Below are 20,704 nucleotides of genomic sequence, written 5' to 3'. Positions count from 1 at the left end.
GGTTCATTCTGCTGCCGCCGAGGTTTGCGGATAGACTTCGTTCGGCTGGAACGTCGTGTCGTAGAGAGGGTAGTTGTAGAACTGGAAGCCGTTGTTGAAGGTGCCGTTCGAATTGTTGATGAGATGGATCACCGCATCGAGCGCCGTGCGCAGCGCGGGCTCGGTCCACCCTCCCTCGACGCCGTAGGATTCGCCGGCGAAATAGAGGCGGGACGTTCCCGAATAGACCTGGTTGTAGGCCAGGAGATCGTAGCACTGCTCCCAGGCGCGTTGGCGGTAGAGCTTGGCGCAGCCATGATAGGTCGGCTGCAGCGTCCACTGGAAAACAGCGCCCGCGCTGGTGTTGATATAGGGCAGGATGCTCTTTCCCAGCGTCGTCGTGGTGATGCGCTCCAGCTCGGTTGCCACCATTTTCTGCAGCGTGCTGTTGTCGACGGCCAACAGCTTCACCGCATCGTCTTCCCAGGTGTAGCTGGCAAGCAGCGCGGCATCGTTGTTGTCCTGGCTCCACTGCACGCCATAGGCGTCCTGAACGAACGTATCGGTGACGATGAGCTGCGGAATGGAGTCAGGCGCGTTCCAATAAGCCTTGTAGAGCGGGAAAAACACCTTGGCACTGGCGATCAGATGCTGTTGCTGCAACGCGGCCGGAACCCGCCACGGCAGCATTGACTGGTTGTCGAAGCCCTCGAAATCGATCGACAGCTGCGTCGACCAGATCGGGGATGTGATGACGACATAGTCGGCCTTGATGACGGAGCTGCCGCCGTTAACGAAAACATTGATCGAGCCGTCGGAATTGCGCTGCAGCTTGCTCACCGCCGAATTGACGTAAAGTGCCGCACTCGTGTCGTTGCCGTCGCGGCAGGCGGAATAAAGCGACTTCGCAGTACCAGGCGCGCGAAGATAGAACAGCAATTCGACCAGTGACTGGATGCCGCGATAGAAGGGCGGCTCCATCGGCTGGCCGCCACTGTCATAAGGCATTGAATTGTACTGCGGCAGGTAGCTGGCGTTGTTCAGACCGCTGACCGTCTGGAGATCGGAATTGTAGCCGAACATCACGCAGCGGATGAACCACATCGCGCTGATGCCATAGAAGGCGCCCCAACTGCCGTCGCCGGTGCCGATCGTGTAGAACAGATCGGACTCGTAGGAGGTCATGCCGAAGCCGCCGAACCAGCCGTCATTGTTATAGGTTGTCACCGGTTCGGTGAAGACGAGATCGCCAAACGACATTTTGTCGTAGTTCTGCGCGATCTGCTGCCACATCACGTCCCAGGCGCTGCTGTCTTGCGTGTAGACTGGCGCGATATTGGCCGTGAACAGCTCGATCAGCGCGTTGACTTTGGCAGCGACCGTTTGCAGGTCCGGATTGTCGGGCTGACCCTGATAAGGCCAGTCGATCATCGTCGGGCTGGAATAGCAGTCGTTCGGCCCGTAGCCGTTGTTCATGTAGATGCCGGTTCCGCCCTTCGTCTGGCCGGGATTGGGAAAGTCACTCAGGATGCCGTAGGTCGGGCTGGGATTGCCGCTCCATTTCTGATCCTGGTTCAGATAGTAGGACAGGAGGCAGTTGGTCGATTGCTGGGGTGCCTCGCCGCTCGTCTGGTCGTTGAAGAACGGCATGCGCATGGCGCCGAATTCGAACGCCGTCATGCCAAAGGATTTGCGTTGTGTGTAGAGCCGGCCGCCGACCCGCGGGCTCGCCTCGAACATCCGCACCGTATAGCCCGAACGCCATAGCTCCCGCGCCGTGGTCATGCCCGCTGCGCCGCCGCCGATGATCGCGACCGTCTTGTTTGCGGGCGCCGTGCCGATCGCCTTGCGGTTGGTCCAGGAGTCGTTCAGCAGCTTGTAATAGTTGAAGCGCAGATCCGGCGGATTGGGATAGTCGGGCAGCCATGGGTTGGCCGAAACATTGCGAACATAAGGGACTTCCTTTTCGAAACCCGGTCGCATGCCTTCCTCCTAAGGAGTGATGAATTTGCAGAGAAGCTGGGAAAACAAAAACATTTTCCTAGGCAAATAATTGCCCAGAACCCGATTCCTGTCAATGATTGCTTGGTCGAACAAAGCCGCCCGATAACTCTAAGGGAAAACAATGCCTTGCCGGGCTATCGTCTTAATGGCCGCCATTTTGGCGGCGGTTGTTTCATAAGGATATGCTTAAGGAGTTACTACTGACGCAGCGTCATCAGCACGCGATTCCTGAGATCGCTTGCGCCCATGAAATTACCGGGTCAGCGCTGTCAGCACGGAGAATGGTTGGCTAGGCTTTTCAGTTTCCGCGAACGGCAAGAACGGCGCGCAGCAGCGTCTCAAGTTGCTGCGAATCCCGCGGCCCCAGCGCTTCGGAAAGGTCATTGCAGAAGCGTTCGACGGCAGGTGTGCGGTTGCGCAGCATCTCGCGGCCGAAAGACGTGATGTGGGTCAGGACGCGGCGCTGGTCGCCGCTGTCCTGCCGGCGATGCACCAGGGCGCGAAACACCATGCGGTCGATATTCTTCGACAGGGCCGAAATTGTCATGAACGCCCGCTCGGAAAGATCGCTCATCGACAGGCCGTCTTCCGCGGCAAGGATCGAGAGAACCCGCCACTGCTCGACCGGCAGCCCGTCATCCTCGGACAGTATCCGGCTGAGATCGATATAAATCTCCCGATGAACACGAGCGAGAAGATCAGGCAACTTAAGGGTATTGGCAGCGTTGGACATGACTTTACGTATGCGCTTTGATGAATGTCTAACCAGAATAGAACTTTTTTGTTTCCTCGGCAATCATCCATATTGCGCTGGTCGCGGAACCGCGTCATTCTTAGGCGGGGAATTGGCAAGGTATCCGGTTTGTAGGGAACGCAGGCTGGAACCGAAGAGGGCAATGCCACGAAGCATCGCCTCGAGAGGAGTCGACGCGCATGAGCCGCTCCTGGAAGCAGGGCGATCGCGTCATAAATTCGCGCCGACGCAATCAGATAGACGTCGGACTTTTCATCCCGGTCAGCGGCGCGGCTGGCATCTGGGGACCGTCATGCCGATCCTGTGCCGAACTGGCGGCAGCGGAGATCAATGCTTTTGGCGGTCTGCAGGGCAGGGAGATCGTGCTCAGGATCGTCGATGCCGGGCGCTCCGGCGAGGAGGTCGCCGAGGCAGCGCAGGAAATGCTCGAAAACGGCCAGCTGGATGCGCTGGTCGGCATGCATACGTCCGATGTGCGCACCGCGGTTGCAAATCGCATCGCCGGGCGTGTTCCCTATGTCTACACTCCGCTCTATGAAGGCGGCGAAGTGGGGCGTGGTGTCTATTGCATAGGCGAGACCCCGGCACGCCAGTTGCTGCCGGGCATCGACTGGCTGGCTGAGCACTTGAACGCACGGCGCTGGGTGCTGATCGGCAACGACTATGTCTGGCCGCGCACCACGCACCGCATCGTGCGTCATCATTTTCGCCGTCGTGGCCATGAAATTCTGGACGAAATCTACGTGCCCTTTGGCACCAGCCGCTTCGGCAACATTCTCGAACGTGTGAAATCGCTGAAGCCAGACGCTGTGCTGCTGTCCGTGGTGGGCGAGGATGCGGTCCATTTCAACCGCGCCTTTGGCGCTTCGGGACTCTCCGCGTCGATCGCAAGGTTTTCCTGCGCCATCGAGGAAAACATGCTGTTGGCCATCGGCAATGCCAATCTCGAAAGGCTTTTTGTTGCTTCGGGCTATTTCGGCGCGCTCGAAAATCGTGGCAACGATTCCTTCCGCGAGCGCTATTACAGCCGTTACGGCGAGAGCGGGCCGACGCTGAACACGATCGGCCAGGGCCTGTATGAAGGCATGCGCTTTCTCGACACGCTGTCGCGGTCGTCCGAAGGCGGCGGCTGGCGTCGGCCGGCGCGCGCCATCGGCGGCGAAGGCGTGCGTGGCGGCTATTACGATCTCGCCCAGGAAAGCCGCGCTCCGACCTATCTGGCGGAGGCCCACGGCTACAACTTCCGGATCATCGAGAGCTTTTCCTAGGATCGCAGACTGCCCCCCGCTTGGATGCGCAGGAGGTGCACATTGTTGCGCACGGCAGATCAGGCGCTCCTTCTGCCTGCGTGGGTCATGCGGCAAGTCGGCTACGTCCTTGCCGCATGAATCACTCCATGCAACGCGATGAACACTTACTCTTGATACACTCTACGCATTTGACCCGTCCTCGCGGCTAGGCAACCGGAAAGTCGAGCCATGGTCGCCGGCGACCATCAATTTAGTATCCTAGGAAAATAAATATTTGACAAGGAAAATAATTCGAGCCTAGTTTCCTGCCATCCGCCGCCGCGCAGGAAAACATGCCGCATGACGCTTTTGCTCTCCTTGATAGCCATCATCGTCGCCATCATCATCGTCGTGGCTTTCCTGCAGCGTTATTATCGCAAGGCAACCCGCGAGAAAGCGTTGCTGCGAACCGGCCTTGGTGGACAGAAGGTGGTGATGGATGGCGGCTTCATCGCGCTGCCCTTCCTGCACCGCATGGAAGAAATTCCGATGCGCACCATGCGCATCGAGATCAAGCGGGCCGGCGAAAAGTCGCTGATGACCGAGGATCGGCTGCGCGTCGATGTCGAAATGGCATTTTACCTCCGCGTCGAGCCAACCGTGGATGGTGTCGCGACCGCCGCGCAGGCGCTTGGTGCCCGTGCGTTGCGGCCTGACGAAATCGGCAATCTCTTCGAAGGCCGCTTCATCGATGCCGTCCAGGCGATCGTCGCAGCCTATACGATGGAGGCGCTGCACGAGCGGCGCGGCGCATTCGTAAAGGCGGTGCGGGATGCCCTGGCCGAAAACCTCAAGCAGAACGGCCTCCACCTGGAATCCGTCTCGCTGATCCGCCTCGATCAAGCGGCCTTCGCCGCGCTCGACCAGAACAACGCCTTCAACGCCGTCGGCATGCGCAGGCTGGCCGAGGTGATCACGGAGAACCGCAAGCGGCGCGCCGAGATCGAGGCTGAGGCCGACCTTGCCGTGCGCCAGACCGACCTTGCCGCCGTCAAGCGCCGGCTCGATATTGAGCGTGAGCAGCAGGAGGCCGAGATCGCGCAGCGGCTGACGCTCGACCGGCTGCGGGCCGATACGGAGTCGCAGACGGAAACTGTGCGCCAGGGCGCGCAACGCGCCGCCGAGCAGGCCCGTATCGAACGCACGCGCGATCTGCGCCTTGCCGAGATCGGCAGTGACCTGCAGCTAAGGCAGTCCGAAGTCGAGGCGCTGCTCGCCGCAGAGACCGCCAAGATCGACGGCGAGATCGCGCTTGCCCGCAAGCGCATCGAGGAAGTCGCAGTCCAGGCCGAAGCCGAACGCGGGCGCGTTGCGGTGATCGAGGCGCAGGAAGGCCTGCAGGCCGAGCGCGACCGGCTGGTGGCGGAGCGCGAAGGGGCGGCGGCCTTGATCCGCGCCAGGCACGCGACCGAGGCCTCCGGAGAGCGGGCCCGAGGCACCGCGGCCTCGCTGGTCGAGACGGCCCGCGGCGAAGCGGAAGCTGCCGAACTGCGCGCCACTGGGCGCCGTCATGAAAGTGCTGCGGAGACTGAAGCGCAGCGCGCGCTGTTTGCGGCAGAGAACCAGCAGAGCGAGGCGCTGATGCGCATGAAGCTCGATATGCACAAGATCGACCGGCTTCCCGACCTCGCCGAACGTATGGCGAAACCGCTGGAGAAGATCGACTCGATTCGTATCAACCATATTTCGGGTCTCGGCCTGGGTGGGGGCGGCCACGACGGCGCCGGCGGTTCGCAATCGCCGATCGGCGGCGCCGTCGATGGCGTGCTCAACCTCGCCTTGCAGCTTCCCGCTATGCAGAAGCTCGGCCAGTCGATCGGCCTCAATCTCGACCTCGACCAGGGCAACGGCGATGGGGGAGATGCCTCCGCGCGTCCACGCCGACAGAAATCAAACAAGAGGGAACAGGCGTCATGATCAACCGCAGACATTTTCTCGCTACGACCGCCGCTATGGCCGGCGCACTTTCGCTACCGTCCATTTTGCGCGCGCAGAGCGGCGATCCGATCAAGCTGGGATCGATCCTCGACGTGTCAGGCATCTTCGACGCCTATGGCAAGCCGATGGACATGGCCGCGACGCTTGCCGTCGAAGAGCTGAACGCTGCCGGCGGCCTGCTCGGCCGTCAGATCGAAAAGGTTTCCTACGACACCCAGTCCGACATGGCGCTCTATACCCAGTTCGCCCAGCAGCTTGTCCGCTCCGACAAGGTGCATGTCGTCCATGGCGGCATTCTTTCGGCATCGCGAGAGGCGATCCGGCCGACGCTGCGCAAGGCCAACGTTCCCTATTTCTACAACGTGCTCTACGAAGGCGGCGTCTGCGACCGCAACATCGTCTGCACCGGCATCACGCCCGCCCAGCAGATCGAAGTGCTGATACCGGCAGCGATCGAGAAGTTTGGCAAGAAAGTCTACGTGCTGGCCGCCGACTACAATTACGGCCAGATCACCGCGAAATGGATGAGCCATTATGTCGGCGAGAATGGCGGCGAGGTGCTCGCCACCGAATTCTTCCCGCTCGACGTGTCCGACTTCGGCGCGACGATTGCCAAGATCCAGGAAGCAAAACCCGATCTCGTTCTGTCCGCACTCGTCGGCGGCGCGCATCTGTCCTTCTACCGCCAGTGGGCCGCGTCCGGCATGAAGGACCGCATTCCGCTTGCCTCGTCCACGCTCGGATCCGGTAACGAGCATCTGGTGCTGACCCCGCAGGAGGGCAACGGCATCATGGTCGCCTACAGCTGGTCGCCCAGCATCGACATCCCGGCCAACAAGGCTTTTCTCGACAAGTGGAAGACGCGTTTCGGCGATGTCGCGACGATCAACGAATTCGCCGTCAACAATTATCAGGGCATCCATTTGTGGGCCGAGGCGGTCAAGAAGGCCAACACCGTCGATCATGACCCGGTCATCGAGGCGCTCGAAAGCGGCATCGGCATCGATGGCCCGTCGGGAAAGATCGCAATCGACCCGCAGACCCACCACGCCGTGCTCGACATGCAGCTGATGGAAATCCGCGACCAGTCGCTTTCCGTCATAAAAAGCTTCAGCCAGCGTCAGCCGATCGACACCCAGAAATTCTGCGACCTGAAGGCCAATCCCGACGACAACAAGCAATACGAAATCGACATCTGAGCAGCGCATCACATGGATTTCGCCGTCGTCGTCACCGTCGAGATATTGCATTCCATCGCGGTGCTGGTGCTGATCAGCTCCGGCCTCGCCGTCATTTTCGGCATGATGCGCGTCATCAACCTGGCGCATGGCGAGTTCCTGACGCTTGGCGGCTATGTCGCCATTCTCGGCCATCGCAGCGGACTGAACCTTTATTTCTGCATGCTGGTTCTGGCCCCTGTGGTGGTCGGGCTCTGGGGTCTGATCGTCGAGCGGCTGGTGGTGCGCTGGCTCTATGGCCGGCTCATCAACACCATGCTGGCGACCTGGGGCCTCAGCCTGGCAATGACCGGGGCGTTCTCGATGATCTTCGGCAATACCATGACCGGCATCCCGAACCCGCTCAGTGGGCTGACGGTCGGCAATTACCAGATCGGCGGCTATAGCCTGTTCCTCATTGCCGCGGCGGCACTTGTCATGCTCGTCATATACATCGTGCTGAAAGCCACGCGCGCCGGGCTGATAGCGCGCGGGGCCATGCAGCGGCCCGACATGGCACAGGCCTTCGGGCTGAACATCTCGCATGTCTATATGACGACATTCGCTGCCGGTGCGGCGCTTAGCGGACTTGCTGGCGCGCTCCTTGCTCCGCTCGTCGGGCTGAGCCCCGGCAGCGGCGCGAACTACATCGCCAAGGCCTTCATCACCGTCATTTCCGGCGGCGCCTCGGTCGTCACCGGAACGATCGCCAGCGCGGGGCTGTTCGGTTCGATCTCTCAGATATTCACCCTTGTCACGAGTTCGGTAGGCGGCGAGATAGCCCTACTCGTCGCCGCGGTGGTGCTGCTTCGGCTCATGCCGGTCGGCATCACCGGCCGTTTTTTCAAGGGCTGGACCTGATGAATTCCCGCATCCTCATGATGGAGGCAGGGCGGGTCCTGGTCGGCACGCTGGTCTGTGCGCTTGTCCTGCCATTCATCGTCGACGTCCACACCGCCACCTTGCTCACCATCTATGCGATGCTGGCGCTCAGCCTCGGTTTCATCTGGGGGTTCGGCGGCATATTGTGCTTCGGTCAGGCGGCATTCTATGGCCTCGGCGCCTACACTTATGCATTGGCGGCAATCAATTTTAATGGCGCCTGGGCTGCTTTCGCGCTCGCCATCCTGGTGCCGGCAGTGTTCGCCGGACTGCTCGGTGCGTTGATGTTTTATGGCCGGCTGAGCGATGTCTATCTCGCTGTCGTCACGCTGGTGGTGACGCTGATCCTGTTCAAATTCTTCAATTCGACCGCCGGGCCAACCTATCGCATCGGCGAGGCCCGGCTTGGCGGCTTCAACGGCATACCCGGCTTCCCCACGCTGACCGTGCCCGGTGATCCGGGCACCTATATCTATGGCGCCGGCCTTTTCTATTTCACGATTGCCCTGCTTGCGCTGGTCTATCTCGGCCTTCGCCTGACGCTGCTCTCGCCCTTCGGCCGGATCATTGTGTCGTTGCGCGAAAACGAGGAACGTACCGAGCTTCTCGGCTATGACGTGCGCTTCTACAAATCCGCAGCCTTTGCGCTCAGCGGTGGTCTCGCCGGCCTTGCCGGCTGCCTGTTCGCCAATTGGGCCGAGATCGTCACGCCCGGCCTGTTCAGCCTCGGCCAGTCCGCCGAGATCATCATCTGGGTTATCGTCGGTGGGCTCGGCACGCTGATCGGCCCGATGATCGGCGCTGCCCTTCTCGGCTATCTCAAATTCGTGCTTGGCCATCAGTCGGCGGTCGACAATTCCTTCATCATGGGGGTCCTGCTCATCGTCGTCGTGCTGTTCCTTCAGGAGGGACTTGTCCCGACGGTCGCGCGCTTCATGAAGGCTGGCTTGCGCCGGCCATCGTCGAAGAAATCCCGCCGCCAAAGACGGCGCAAGCGTGCAGTGTCCAATGCCGGGTGAGGTCGTGCTTGAAACCAACGGGCTGACGGTCCGCTTCGGCGGCGTCACCGCCGTCGATCGCGTCGACTTCGCCTTGCGCGAGCGCGAACTGCGTTGCCTGATCGGGCCGAACGGCGCGGGGAAAAGCACCTTCTTCAAATGCCTCACCGGCATGCTGCAACCAAGCGACGGCCAGGTCTATTTGCGCGGTGAGCCCGTTTCAGGGCTTGGGCCGCATCGGCTCGCACGTCTCGGCGTCGGCATCAAGACGCAGGTGCCGAGCGTCATGAACGGGCTTTCCGTGCATGAGAATGTCTGGCTAGCGGCGCGGCGCAGGAGCGGCGATGCAAACGCCGGGACGCTCCAGGCACTGGAGGCCGTCGGCATCGCCGATCTTCGGCGCGAGTTGGTCGGACAATTGTCGCACGGCCAGCGCCAGCTGGTGGAACTTGCCATCGTGCTTGCTGCCAAGCCGTGGCTGATCCTGCTCGACGAGCCGGCCGCTGGCCTCTCCGGCGAGGAGGTCGAGCGCATGGTCGGCATCCTGCGCGGCCTTGTCGAGCACGCCACGCTGATCGTCGTCGAGCACGACATGCATTTCATCCGCCAGATTGCGGAGACCGTCACTGTTTTTCACCAGGGCCGCGTTATCGCGCAGGCCCCGGTGGAGGATGTGCTGGAGGACCCTCTGGTGCGCGATGTCTATCTCGGGAGAAGCCTATGAGCGCGCTTTTGGCGGTCGATGGCCTGACCGGAGGCTATGGCGATATCCAGATCCTGCGCGGCGTCTCGCTGATGATCAGTGAAGGCGAATCCGTCGGCGTGCTCGGCCAAAACGGCATGGGCAAATCGACGCTTTTGAAGACCCTCATGGGCTATCTGCCTGCGACGGCCGGGCATGTCAGATTCGACGGCGACGACATCACGCGGCTTGCACCCTTCGAGCGTGGCCGTCTCGGCATTGGCTACGTCCCGCAGGGCAGGGGCATCTTCCCGCATTTGTCGGTTCGCGACAACATCAGGATCGCCTGGAACCGGGATTGCGCTTCAAGCGATGCGGAGGAGGCGGTCGCCAATGCCGTTGCCGATTTCCCGCGCCTCGAACGGCTTCTGGACCGGCCGGGAGGCGCCTTGTCCGGCGGCGAGCAGCAGCTTCTGGCGCTCGCACGCTGCCTGGCGGCGGAACCCTCTGTCGTCCTGCTCGACGAGCCGACCGAGGGCATCCAGCCGTCGATCATCCAGGAGATGGCCGAAACCCTGAACCGCATCCGCAAGGAGACCGGGCTGACCATCCTGGTTGTGGAGCAGAACCTCGAATTCCTGACCGATGTCTGCGACCGGCTGGTCGTCATGGAGCGTGGCGAGATCCCCGACCCGACGGGCCACGACGCCAGTAGCGCGGAAATTGAAAGCTTCATGGGCTTTGGCCGCGGCCGCGCATCGTCGCCAAAACCCGGCTTGCCGGCGTCAGGCGTGCAGCCTGTCTCGGCCCAGATCAAATCGCATACGCCATCCGCTGCCGCAGCACAGATGGCGTCGCCCGCTCACAGGGAGAGCTACATGACCGTCCGCCGCCCAACCCTCGACCAGATGAAGGATGTCGTTCGCGGATTGCATATGCATCTCTCCGACGAGGAGATCGTCGCCTACATGCAGCTCATGGAAGGTTCGTTCCTGGCCTATGACCGGATCGATCAGCTTCCCGATTACCTGCCCAAGGTGAAATATCCGCGCACGCCCGGCTATCGCCCTTCGGCGGCCGAAAACCCAATGAACGCGTGGTACTACAAATGCGAGGTGCGCGGCGCCGTCAGCGGTCCGCTCGAAGGCCGCAAGATCGTGCTCAAGGATAATATCTGCCTTGCCGGCGTGCCGATGATGAACGGTGCCTCGACGCTGGAGGGCTATACGCCCGATCTGGACGCCACCATCGTAACCCGCATCCTCGACGCTGGCGGTACCATCGTCGGCAAGTCGCATTGCGAGTATTTCTGCCTGTCCGGGGGCAGCCATACCAATGCGACCGGGCCGGTCCACAATCCGCACAGGATGGGTCATACCTCAGGCGGCTCGTCTTCCGGCTCAGGCGCGCTTGTCGGGGCGGGCGAGGTCGAAATGGCGATCGGCTGCGACCAGGGCGGTTCGATCCGCATGCCTGCCGCCTTCTGCGGTGCCTATGGCATGAAGGCAACGCACGGGCTCGTGCCTTATTCCGGCATCATGCCGATCGAAATCACCATCGACCATGCCGGGCCGATCACAGCCAATGTCGCCGACAATGCGCTGTTGCTTGAAGTCATCGCCGGGGCCGACGGGCTCGACCCCCGTCAATACGCGCCGCGCGTCGACAAATACACGCAGGCGCTCGGCCGCGGCGTTTCGGGCCTGCGCATCGGTATCGTCCGCGAGGGTTTCGGCTGGCCATCGAGCGAGGCCGAGGTCGACCGCAAGGTGCGGGTTGCCGCTGACAGGCTGCGCAGCCTCGGCGCGCAGGTCGAGGAAACGTCGATCCCCATGCATCGCGACGGTCAGGTCATCTGGACGCCGATCGCGCTCGAGGGCCTGACCGATCTGATGATGCATGGCAACGGTTTCGGCACGAACTGGGAAGGGCTCTACGTCACCAGCCTGCTCGACGCCCATTCCAACTGGCGCGCCCGCGCCGACGAATTGTCGAAGACGCTGAAGATCTCGATGTTCGTCGGCGAATACATGCAGAGCTATTACCGTGGCCGCTTCTACGCCAAGGCGCAGAATCTCAGCCGCCTGCTGCGGGCGACCTATGACGAGGCGCTCAAATCCTACGATCTGCTGCTGATGCCGACCGTGCCGATGAAAGCGCCGCCTCTGCCGCCTGCGGACGCGCCGCTGGCGTTGCAGATACAGCGCGCCTTCGAGATGATCCCCAACACGTCTGCTTTCGATGCGTCTGGCCATCCGGCAATGAGCGTGCCGTGCGGCATGATCGACGGCTTGCCGGTCGGCATGATGTTGATTGGCCGTTTCTACGAGGAAAGCACAATCTATCGCGCCGCTCACGCTTTCGAACAGTCGGGCGATTGGCGTAGTATGTAGCGATCGCCTTTTGGGGAGGAAACCATGGCTCGCACCATCAACGACCTTAAGCAGCCGATTTCGGCACTGCGGGCCCTGGCCGACGACGCTGGCGCGGCTGGTATAGGCAGAAAAAGCGGACGCAAGCCTGCCGCCGGGCAAGCCCATGTCAGCGGAGACACCGAAGCGCCGCTCTGGGACCTGACCATTCCGCAGCTTCTCAAGCAGACGGTCGCCCGTCATGGCCAGCGAGAGGCAGCCGTGTTTCGCGAGCAGGGCCTGCGCTGGACCTATCAGGAACTGGACCGGCGCGTCGACGCATTTGCGGCAGGGCTTTTGGCGCTCGGCATCAGGGCCGGCGACCGCGTCGGCATCTGGGCGCCGAACCGCGCCGAATGGATTCTGACGCAGTTCGCCACTGCCCGCATCGGCGCGATCCTCGTCAACATCAATCCGGCCTACCGCGTCACCGAGCTCGAATATGCGCTGAACAAGGTCGGCTGCGTCGCCCTGGTCCTCGCTCCCACATTCAAGTCGAGCGACTATGTCGGCATGCTGCGTCAACTGGCGCCCGAACTCGACGATGCGGCCCCGGGCAAGCTGCATGCCGCGCGGCTGCCCAGCCTGCGCATCGTCATTGCCATGGGTTCCGAGCCGATGCCCGGCATGCTGGGTTTCGACGAGGTGTCGGAGAAGGGGAGCGCCCGCGACCGGCTGAAGCTCGACGGCATAACCGCCAGTCTCTCTGTCAACGACCCGATCAACATCCAGTTCACCAGCGGCACCACCGGCGCGCCGAAGGGCGCGACGCTGACCCACCGCAACATCGTCAACAACGCCCGCTTCGTCACCGGCACGATGCGCCTCACCGAGCAGGACCGCCTTGCCATTCCCGTCCCGCTTTATCACTGCTTCGGCATGGTGATGGGCGTGATGGGCGCGGTGAGCTACGGCGCGACCATGATTTTCCCGGGGGAAGGTTTTGAGCCTGTCAGCGTGCTCGAAGCCGTCAGCAGCGAGCGCTGCACCGCGCTTTACGGCGTGCCGACGATGTTCGTCGCTCAGCTGGAGCATCCGCGTTTCTTCGAATTCGACCTGTCCAGCTTGCGCACCGGCATCATGGCCGGTTCTCCTTGTCCCATCGAAGTGATGAAGCGTGTCGTCTCCGACATGCATATGAGCGAGGTGACGATTGCCTACGGCATGACCGAGACCAGCCCGGTGTCGTTCCAGAGCAATGTCGACGATCCGCTCGACCGCCGCGTCTCGACCGTTGGCCGCGTCCATCCCCATGTCGAGGTCAAGCTGGTCGACGAAACCGGCTCGACCGTTGCGGTCGGCGTCCCCGGCGAACTCTGCACACGTGGCTATTCGGTCATGCGCGGCTACTGGAACGACGAGGAACTTACCAAGCAATCGATCGATCCAGCCGGCTGGATGCATACCGGCGACCTTGCCACCATCGACGCCGACGGGTTTTGCAACATCGTCGGTCGGGTAAAGGACATGCTCATCCGCGGCGGCGAGAATGTTTATCCCCGCGAAGTCGAGGAGTATCTGTACCGCCATCCCAAGGTCGAGCAGGTTCAGGTGTTCGGTGTGCCCGACGAAAAATACGGCGAGGAAATCTGCGCCTGGGTCGTGTTGCGCTCTGGCCAGACCGCGACGGAGGAAGAGCTGCGTGCCTTCTGCCGCGGCCAGATCGCCCACTACAAGGTGCCTCGCTATGTGCGCTTCGTCGCGGAACTGCCGATGACCGTCACCGGCAAGGCGCAGAAGTTCAAGATGCGGGAGACGATGATCGCCGAGCTCGGCCTGCAGCAAGCCAAGACCGCTTAAGCCTGCGCCCGCCGGCATGTCCAACCAGCCGTTCAAATGGCATCCATCGAGCAGGCGGAACCGGAGCAATTCTTCACGGCGCCGCAGCCCGAGCGTGCCCCGTATTTCCTTGACCAGATTATTCATTGATCCGCTCCGCTCTATCGTCGCGCCGATTCCCTGCTGAGCGTAAACGGCGATATGAACGCGGCTCTAAACCGTTGAGGCCGCCGCTGAGCTTGCGGCGGGTGGTCGGTGTGCCGACCCCTATGAGACGATGGGCATCAGGATCGCCATCCCGATTTTTGGAGTTTGCCTACCGCATTGCTTGGCGGTATGGCTGCTGCGGCATTGCTTTCACCGCGTTTGTCGGCGGTCCAACTGGGGTTTTGGCCTCCTATGCCATCGGCCGCGCGGAGGCCAATCTGAAGACTGCCAACATATGAACCAAGTCATCGTCGGTTGGCGGTGACACAAGTGCTGCCGCGGCGCACGAACAAAGAGGCTGACGCATGAGCACTTTCGGACTCCACACTTTTGCCATTGCACCGGTATGGGATATCGCCCGTATCGATCCGCAGATGGACAGGTTAAAGGAGCACGGCGTCGGCTTGCTCGAAATCCCAATGTTTCGGCCCCAAGAAATCGACACCAAACGAACGCGGTCCTTCGCTACCCATTACAAGGTGGAGTTGTTTGCCTCGCTCGGACTGCCCGCGTCGCTGGATGTTGTCGAACGGCCGGAAGAGGGGCTTGAATACCTGGAGTCGGCATTTCGTGTTTGTGCGGAAGTCGGCAGCTTCGGGTTGGGCGGCATGACTTATGGAGCCATCGGCAAGACGACCGGCCGTGCACGCACGAAAAAGGAGATCGATAGCATCTGTCGTTTTCTGGAACGGGCCGCAAAAACTGCAAAAGCATATGGGGTGAAAATCGGCATCGAGCCGTGCAATCGCTATGAAACGCATCTGATCAATCGCGGCATTGATGCCGCTCGGATCATCGAGCGGATCGGTGCGGAAAACATCTTCATCCATCTCGACACCTATCACATGCATATCGAGGAAGAGAGCTTTGCCGCAGTCTTGGAGACCGCTGCCCCATATCTCGGCTATGTCCAGGTTTCGGAAGCCAACCGGGGTGTGCCCGGTAGAGGGATGCTGAATTGGGACGCGGCGTTCAAGGCCATGGCGGATGTCGGCTATGAAGGTCCGATCACGCTCGAAAGCATGAACCGTGTCGACGCCGATGTTGCGGGCAAATCAGACGTGTGGGGCTCGGTCGACGAGAACCCGGACGATGTCATCGAGGTTGGGCTGCCGTTCCTGCGAGATGCGGCGCGTAAGGCTGGACTTACGCTTGGTTGAGCAGGATGTCAGCCACCAGACGTTCAGCGCGCGCTTGCCTTCGCGATTGCCGGACGGGCTGGCAGCTTCTCGATCTCTTCCGGCGAAAGGTGTTTCACATCGTTCCAGTAACGTGACTTGGCCGAGTTGAGCAGTCCGTGCGGATCGAGCCTTTTCTTCCAGGCCAAGTGGCGGAAATCCGGCTTCATCGATCCACCTTCGACATAGGGCACATGCGGATTGGATGGCGGGCAACCGTGTTCATCGTAGATCCGCATCAGCTCGAAAAGACGCTCGTCGCTGGAGTAGCGAACGACCGGCAGATCGAAGGCAACAAGCTCGCCGTTGAGCAGGGCAAACTCGTGATGCATCAGGACCTCATCGCCGAATATCGCCTGCAGCGTATCGATCTTTGAACTGTCGAGCGGGGCTTTGAAGGTCACCTGCAGATAGGTCACGCTGCGATCGTTTTTCAGAATCTGCAAGGTCGTGTGGTTATAGGAAAACTCGGACATGCCTGGCAGGCCAGCCTTTTCCATCGCATCCCGGTCCAGTGCGAGTTCAATCGTGCCGCCTTGCGCCTCTGCCAGCTTCGCCAGCTCCCCCTGGCCGGCGTCGTCCACCAGCGCCAGCAGCAGTGCGCGACCTTTGCCGCCGATCCCGTCCAGGCGACGTATGGAGCCTGCTATTCGCGCATCGATCGTCGTCAGCAGCTTGAGTTCGAAACCCCGGCTCTTGCCCACTGCGATGCCGGCCTCGAAGGCCTCGCAGTAGGTCGGGAAGGAAGCGATGACGTTGATCCAGTTGCGCGCCGGAACGGTGCGCAACACCAGATCGGTGATGACACCGTTCAGCCCCCATGCGTGATGGATCGCTCGGATATCGTCGCCCTTGAAGACATGCCGGTGAGGCGGGTTCTCCATCGACAGAACCTCGATCGAATCGATGTTTCCGCCATCGCGCAGCATTCCGTGGGTGATCGATCCGATGCCGCCCGAACCGCCGGCGATGAAGCCGCCGATCGTGGCGATGGCTTCGGTCGAAGGGAATATGGGCAGTTCCCGGCCTTGCTCGTGCAGAGCTTCATTGATCGCGCCGATCTTGCAGCCTGCCTCTACGTGCACGGTCGTCTCGGCGATATCGAGGATACGGTTGATGCTAGTCATGTCTATGATGAGGCCGCCGTCCATCGGCACGGCCTGGCCGTAATTGCCGGTGCCGCCGCCGCGCAGGACGGTCGGCACGTTCCATTCGACGGCTGTGGCTATGCAGGTTTCCAGTTCGGAAATATTCTTTGGTGCGACAACCAGATCGCCGAAACTTCCGGCAAGTTCGCGATTGAGGATCGGGCTGTACCAGAAGAAGTCGCGGGAGCGCTTCTTGACGATGGATGGCGTGTCGAAGGAGTCGACAGCGCCCAGCGCATGACGGAAGGCCTGCCAATCGATCGTCGATTTGCCTGAAATGGACATCATGACTCTCGTTTTTCCTGCCCGTCTGACCGCCCGACCACATCCATTTCCCGGCAGAAGCGATCGAATTCGGAGACGAATGCCGCGAAGTTTCTGGCGGTGGTGGAAAGCAGCTTTTCGCCCATCTCGACCGTTGCGGCAGCGGCATTGCCGCAGGCTCCATCCTTGTTGAGATCGTCGATTTCCCAGGCTGGTCTCGCACGGCCTGCCGAAAGCCCGATATGTCGATAGCTCTCCTGCCAGCCCTGCGCGGCGTTGCCGAAATCCGCCGCTCGTTCCATGACGACGCGCTCGGGCTTGATCGCCAGCATGGCGCTGGTTTCGACCAGTCCGGCATGGATGCCGTATGCCTGCTCGGTCTTGTCCCTCAGCGTTTCGGCCTCGTTGAAATTGTACCAGTGGCAGGTTGCGGTCTGCAGGCCGAACTTGACCTTGAGATCGCGGGCAACGATGTCGAGAACCGGGCTATTGCCGCCGTGCCCGTTCAGAAAGACGAGCCGGCGGACGCCTGCGCATGCGACGCTTTCGCCGATCTCCATGAGAACCCGGATCAGCGTTTCGGCAGAAAGCGTGAGCGTTCCGGCGATTGCCGCATGCTCGTTGCTCTTGCCGTAGACCATGGTCGGCAGGAACAGAACCGTCAGGTTGGACTGAATTAGCGGCAACGCGCGCTCGACGACCGCATCGACAAGATCCGCATCGACAGAAACCGGCAGATGCGGACCATGCTGCTCGATCGCACCGATTGGCAGGACGGCGATCGTCCGGTCGCTGTCGAGCGACGCGAAGTCATGACGTGTCAGATCCGCCCAGCGGGCGCTGCGACCGCTCATGCATTTGCTCCGTGTCGTGCCTCGGTCATCCCTTCACCGCGCCACCGCCGACACCCGAGACGAGGTGTCTCTGCAGGAAGAAGAAGACGATGAGTATGGGCGCGGCTGTGATGACGCCGCCGGCCATCAGCACGCCCCAGTCCGTGGTGTACTGGCCGATCAACCCGCTGAGCCCGAGGGGCAGGGTGCGTTTCTTCTCGCTGAGGATGAAGGTGCTGGCATAGAGGAACTCGTTCCAGGTGTGGATCATCACCCAGGTGGCGACCGCGACGATGCCTGGGCGCGCCATCGGCAGGATGACCTTCCAGAATGCCTGCCAGCGGGTGCAGCCGTCCATGCGGGCAGCGTCTTCCAGAGAGAACGGCACCTGCGAGAAGAACCCGCGCATCAACCAGACACAGAGCGGCAGCATGTAGCTGAGGTAGACCGGAATGAGGCCGTAGAGACTGTCGAGCCAGCCGAGATAACGAAGCTGGACGTAGAAGGGGATGAGCAGCAGCACCGGCGGGAACATCTGCCCATAGAGCATGAACAACGGCAGCATCACCGAGCCCTTGAAGCGGTGGCGTGCCATGGCATATCCCGCCGTCACCGATATGAGGACGCTGATGATCGTGACGCTGATCGTCAGGATGAGGCTGTTCAGGGCGAAGCGCCAGAACTGCGCACCGACCAGAAGATCGATGTAGTTCTGGAACGTAATGGCATGCGGCACGAGGTTTGGCGGCCGCTGGAATATCTCGTCCTTGCCGCGTATCGAGGTTGCGATCATCCAGTAGAACGGAAACACCGACCAGACGAAGGCTACCCACAAGGTGGCATAGGTGAGAAACTTGCCCAGTGGCTTGGGCAGGCTCAAGCCAGATCGAATGCGCGGCATTGCGACTCTTTTCGTCGGGCGTTCGTGAATGGAGGCGATCTGCATGGTCAGTCGCCCTCACGTGCCTGGATGAGTTTGAGATAGATAGTCGTCGCGATGACGAGACCGACGAAAAGCATGGTCGCGACCGCCGATGCCATGCCGAGATCGAAGCGCTTGAAGCCGTATTTATAGGCCAGCGTGAACAGGATCTCGGACGAGTTCAGCGGCCCACCTTCCGTCATCAGCCAGATCGCATTGAAGTTGTTGACCGTGAGGATGAAGGTCAACACTGCGGCAATGGCGAAGGAAACGCGTATCTGCGGCAGGATCACATGCCACAGCTTGCGCCAGCCGGAGGCGCCGTCCATGGATGCGGCTTCAAGGATGGAGCGCGGGACGAGTTGCAGCGCTGCGAGAAGCAGCAGCATGACGAACGGCGTACCCTTCCAGATGCTCTCTATCGTCACTGCGTAAAGCGACGTCGCCGTATCGCCAAGCCAGGGATGGTAATCGTCGATGATACCCAGCCGCAGCAGCAATTCGTTGGCGATGCCGACGCTCGGATCATACATCCAGCGCCAGGTCAGCACCGCAACGACACTCGGCACGACCCATGGCACGAGAATGCCGGAGCGGAAGAAGCCGATGCCGGGTATGGCCCGATGCAGCAGTAGTGCCAGCGCCAGGCCGAGACCCAGCTGGGCGACGACATTCAGGACAACCCAGACCAGTGTGTTCCACGATGCCTGAAGAAAGACGGGATCGGCGAAGACGCGCTCGAAATTGCGCAGGCCGACAAAGTTCATCTTGCCGCTGCCGAGCGTCCTCAGCGTTACGTCGTAGAACGCAGAAAGGATGCCGTAGACCAGCGGGTAAACCACGACGCCAACAACGACAAGCACTGCCGGCAGTACCATAAGATAAGGATAGATGCGCGCACCCCGTCCGGTCTCGAACATGGACGACCAGGTCTTCTTGAGTTCCTGACGGGGCGAGGTGCGCTTCATCATTTGCCGCTACTGTCCCAGCAGGCCCTGGATGGCTGTTGCGGCTTCGGCCATGGCGTCCTTTGCCGGCTTGCCGCGAAGCACGGAGTCCCACACATTCGCGATGATCTCGTTGTGAATCTGACTCCACGCCGCGACGACCGGGCGTGCCTTTCCTGCGTCGGCCTGCTGCATGAATGGCCGCTGCTTTTCCGGCAGCGCAGCGATCGCTTCAGGCGTGGTTGCCGCAACAGTCGCTGAAAGCCGGTTGTATTTATGCATGAGTTCCACGCTGCGCGGACCCGTCAGCCAGCGTGCCAGCTGCCAGCTTGCATCCTGAACCGAGGAGTTCGCGTTGATCGCCAGATTGTAGCCGCCGATAACGGTGGCAGCCTGCTTTCCGGTTGGCAAAGGATGGACGGAGAATTCGAGCTTGGGATTACCCTTCTCAAGCGCCGACAGCGCCCAGTCACCGCTGATCAGCATGCCGGCACGCTCCTGGATGAAGGGCGCGTTGACCTCGTCCCAGGACCCTGCGGTAAGCACGGATTCCGGCATGGCGTGATTTTCGGTGTAAAGTTTGGCGAGAAAATCCACCGCGTCTACGGCGCCCGGCTCACCGACGCGAACCTTGCCGGTTTCGTCGATGATGTCGCCGCCATTCTCCCAGATGAAGCTGTAGAGCTGGAACGCGCCCATGCGGCTGCCGCCGAAGGTCAGACCATAGGTATCCTTATCCTTGTTCGTCATGGCAACGGCGGCCTTGTGGAACTCGTCCCAATTGGCTGGCGCCTTGTCTATGCCCGCTTCCTTCAGCATCCGGTCGTTGACGAAAAGCGCGACATTGTTGGTGTAGAGCGGCATCGCATATTGGCGCTGGTCGAAGCGTCCGCTGGCAAGCGGTCCGGCCTGATATTCGGCCGCGAACGGTTTGGATTTTTCGGAGAGATCGGCAATCAGGCCTGCATCAGCCAGGCCCGCGACCCAGGCGATGTCGAGCGCCATCACATCCGGTCCTGCACCGCCCGACAGAGCAACGAAGAGGTTCCGCTCCATTTCCATATGCGCTACCGGCTGGACTTCGACCGTATGCCCGGTTTCCTTCTCGAAGGCCTTGATCTCGGCGTAGATCGGCGCGTCAGGCCCTGAGGCAAGCGGTGAATTGACCCAGAATACGATGTTGTCGGCCATGGCCGGCGAAAGGCCGAGGCCAATGGCGATGGCAGCGGATACTGCGCTCTTTCTGAGAAATTTATGTACGGTCATGTCGTC

The 20,704-nt window shown here is 61.3% G+C and carries 16 protein-coding genes; 9 read left to right on the top strand and 7 right to left on the bottom strand.

The genetic code is table 11. The features are described 5' to 3' along the window. Positions 1-3: 3 nt before the first annotated feature. Positions 4-1,962 (bottom strand): flavin monoamine oxidase family protein, encoded by a 1,959-nt coding sequence (locus G6N74_RS11240; protein ID WP_165117280.1) that lies wholly within the window; start codon positions 1,960-1,962, stop codon positions 4-6. Positions 1,963-2,281: 319 nt separating this feature from the next. Beyond that, a complete protein-coding gene (locus G6N74_RS11235) occupies positions 2,282-2,716 on the bottom strand; it encodes a MarR family winged helix-turn-helix transcriptional regulator (protein WP_165117278.1) in 435 nt (144 codons plus the stop codon). A gap of 200 nt (positions 2,717-2,916) precedes the next feature. Here G6N74_RS11235 and G6N74_RS11230 point away from each other — a divergent pair, with 200 nt between their 5' ends. The 9 genes from G6N74_RS11230 (at position 2,917) to G6N74_RS11190 (ending at position 15,300) form a co-directional block, all read left to right on the top strand. Further along, positions 2,917-4,005 carry a substrate-binding domain-containing protein gene (locus tag G6N74_RS11230; protein ID WP_165117276.1) on the top strand — a complete coding sequence of 363 codons (1,089 nt, stop codon included), beginning with the start codon at positions 2,917-2,919 and terminating at the stop codon, positions 4,003-4,005. 321 nt (positions 4,006-4,326) lie between these two features. Next, entirely contained in the window at positions 4,327-5,943 is a 1,617-nt protein-coding gene (locus G6N74_RS11225; RefSeq protein WP_165117274.1) for a flotillin family protein, read from the top strand. Next, the gene (locus G6N74_RS11220; RefSeq protein WP_165117272.1) at positions 5,940-7,163 is read left to right on the top strand and encodes an ABC transporter substrate-binding protein; all 1,224 of its coding nucleotides are present in this window, start codon (positions 5,940-5,942) and stop codon (positions 7,161-7,163) included. The genes G6N74_RS11225 and G6N74_RS11220 overlap by 4 nt, the downstream gene beginning before the upstream one ends. Positions 7,164-7,175: 12 nt before the next feature. Continuing rightward, positions 7,176-8,042, top strand: a complete 867-nt coding sequence (locus G6N74_RS11215) for an ABC transporter permease subunit (protein ID WP_165117270.1) — start codon at positions 7,176-7,178, stop codon at positions 8,040-8,042. Then, positions 8,042-9,082 carry a branched-chain amino acid ABC transporter permease gene (locus tag G6N74_RS11210; protein ID WP_165117268.1) on the top strand — a complete coding sequence of 347 codons (1,041 nt, stop codon included), beginning with the start codon at positions 8,042-8,044 and terminating at the stop codon, positions 9,080-9,082. Before G6N74_RS11215 ends, G6N74_RS11210 begins: the two co-directional genes overlap by 1 nt. Then, entirely contained in the window at positions 9,072-9,785 is a 714-nt protein-coding gene (locus G6N74_RS11205; RefSeq protein WP_165117266.1) for an ABC transporter ATP-binding protein, read from the top strand. The genes G6N74_RS11210 and G6N74_RS11205 overlap by 11 nt, the downstream gene beginning before the upstream one ends. Continuing rightward, the gene (locus G6N74_RS30720) at positions 9,782-12,136 is read left to right on the top strand and encodes an amidase (protein WP_165117264.1); all 2,355 of its coding nucleotides are present in this window, start codon (positions 9,782-9,784) and stop codon (positions 12,134-12,136) included. Before G6N74_RS11205 ends, G6N74_RS30720 begins: the two co-directional genes overlap by 4 nt. 24 nt (positions 12,137-12,160) lie before the next feature. Next, positions 12,161-13,954, top strand: a complete 1,794-nt coding sequence (locus G6N74_RS11195; RefSeq protein ID WP_165117262.1) for an AMP-binding protein — start codon at positions 12,161-12,163, stop codon at positions 13,952-13,954. 491 nt (positions 13,955-14,445) lie between these two features. Further along, a complete protein-coding gene (locus tag G6N74_RS11190; protein ID WP_165117260.1) occupies positions 14,446-15,300 on the top strand; it encodes a sugar phosphate isomerase/epimerase family protein in 855 nt (284 codons plus the stop codon). 23 nt (positions 15,301-15,323) lie between these two features. Here the strand turns inward: G6N74_RS11190 and G6N74_RS11185 are convergent, their stop codons facing one another. The 5 genes from G6N74_RS11185 to G6N74_RS11165 are packed head-to-tail and all read right to left on the bottom strand — an operon-like array spanning position 15,324 to position 20,698. Then, complete coding sequence (locus G6N74_RS11185; RefSeq protein ID WP_246245721.1) at positions 15,324-16,754, bottom strand: FAD-binding oxidoreductase; 1,431 nt, start codon at positions 16,752-16,754, stop codon at positions 15,324-15,326. After that, positions 16,751-17,584, bottom strand: a complete 834-nt coding sequence (locus tag G6N74_RS11180) for a creatininase family protein (protein WP_165117258.1) — start codon at positions 17,582-17,584, stop codon at positions 16,751-16,753. Before G6N74_RS11180 ends, G6N74_RS11185 begins: the two co-directional genes overlap by 4 nt. Before the next feature lie 25 nt (positions 17,585-17,609). Continuing rightward, entirely contained in the window at positions 17,610-18,464 is an 855-nt protein-coding gene (locus G6N74_RS11175; protein WP_165117256.1) for a carbohydrate ABC transporter permease, read from the bottom strand. Positions 18,465-18,511: 47 nt separating this feature from the next. Continuing rightward, positions 18,512-19,456, bottom strand: coding sequence for a carbohydrate ABC transporter permease (locus G6N74_RS11170; RefSeq protein WP_165117254.1), 945 nt, complete (start codon positions 19,454-19,456; stop codon positions 18,512-18,514). A 6-nt stretch (positions 19,457-19,462) separates the two neighbouring features. Next, on the bottom strand, positions 19,463-20,698 hold the full coding sequence (locus G6N74_RS11165) for an ABC transporter substrate-binding protein (RefSeq protein WP_165117252.1): 1,236 nt from the start codon (positions 20,696-20,698) through the stop codon (positions 19,463-19,465). Positions 20,699-20,704 lie beyond the last annotated feature (6 nt).

It is taken from the genome of Mesorhizobium zhangyense, assembly GCF_011045115.1.
Classification (GTDB): domain Bacteria; phylum Pseudomonadota; class Alphaproteobacteria; order Rhizobiales; family Rhizobiaceae; genus Mesorhizobium_M; species Mesorhizobium_M zhangyense.
The sequence above is the reverse complement of the archived record's forward strand: the minus strand, read 5'-3'. Positions and strand labels throughout refer to the sequence as shown.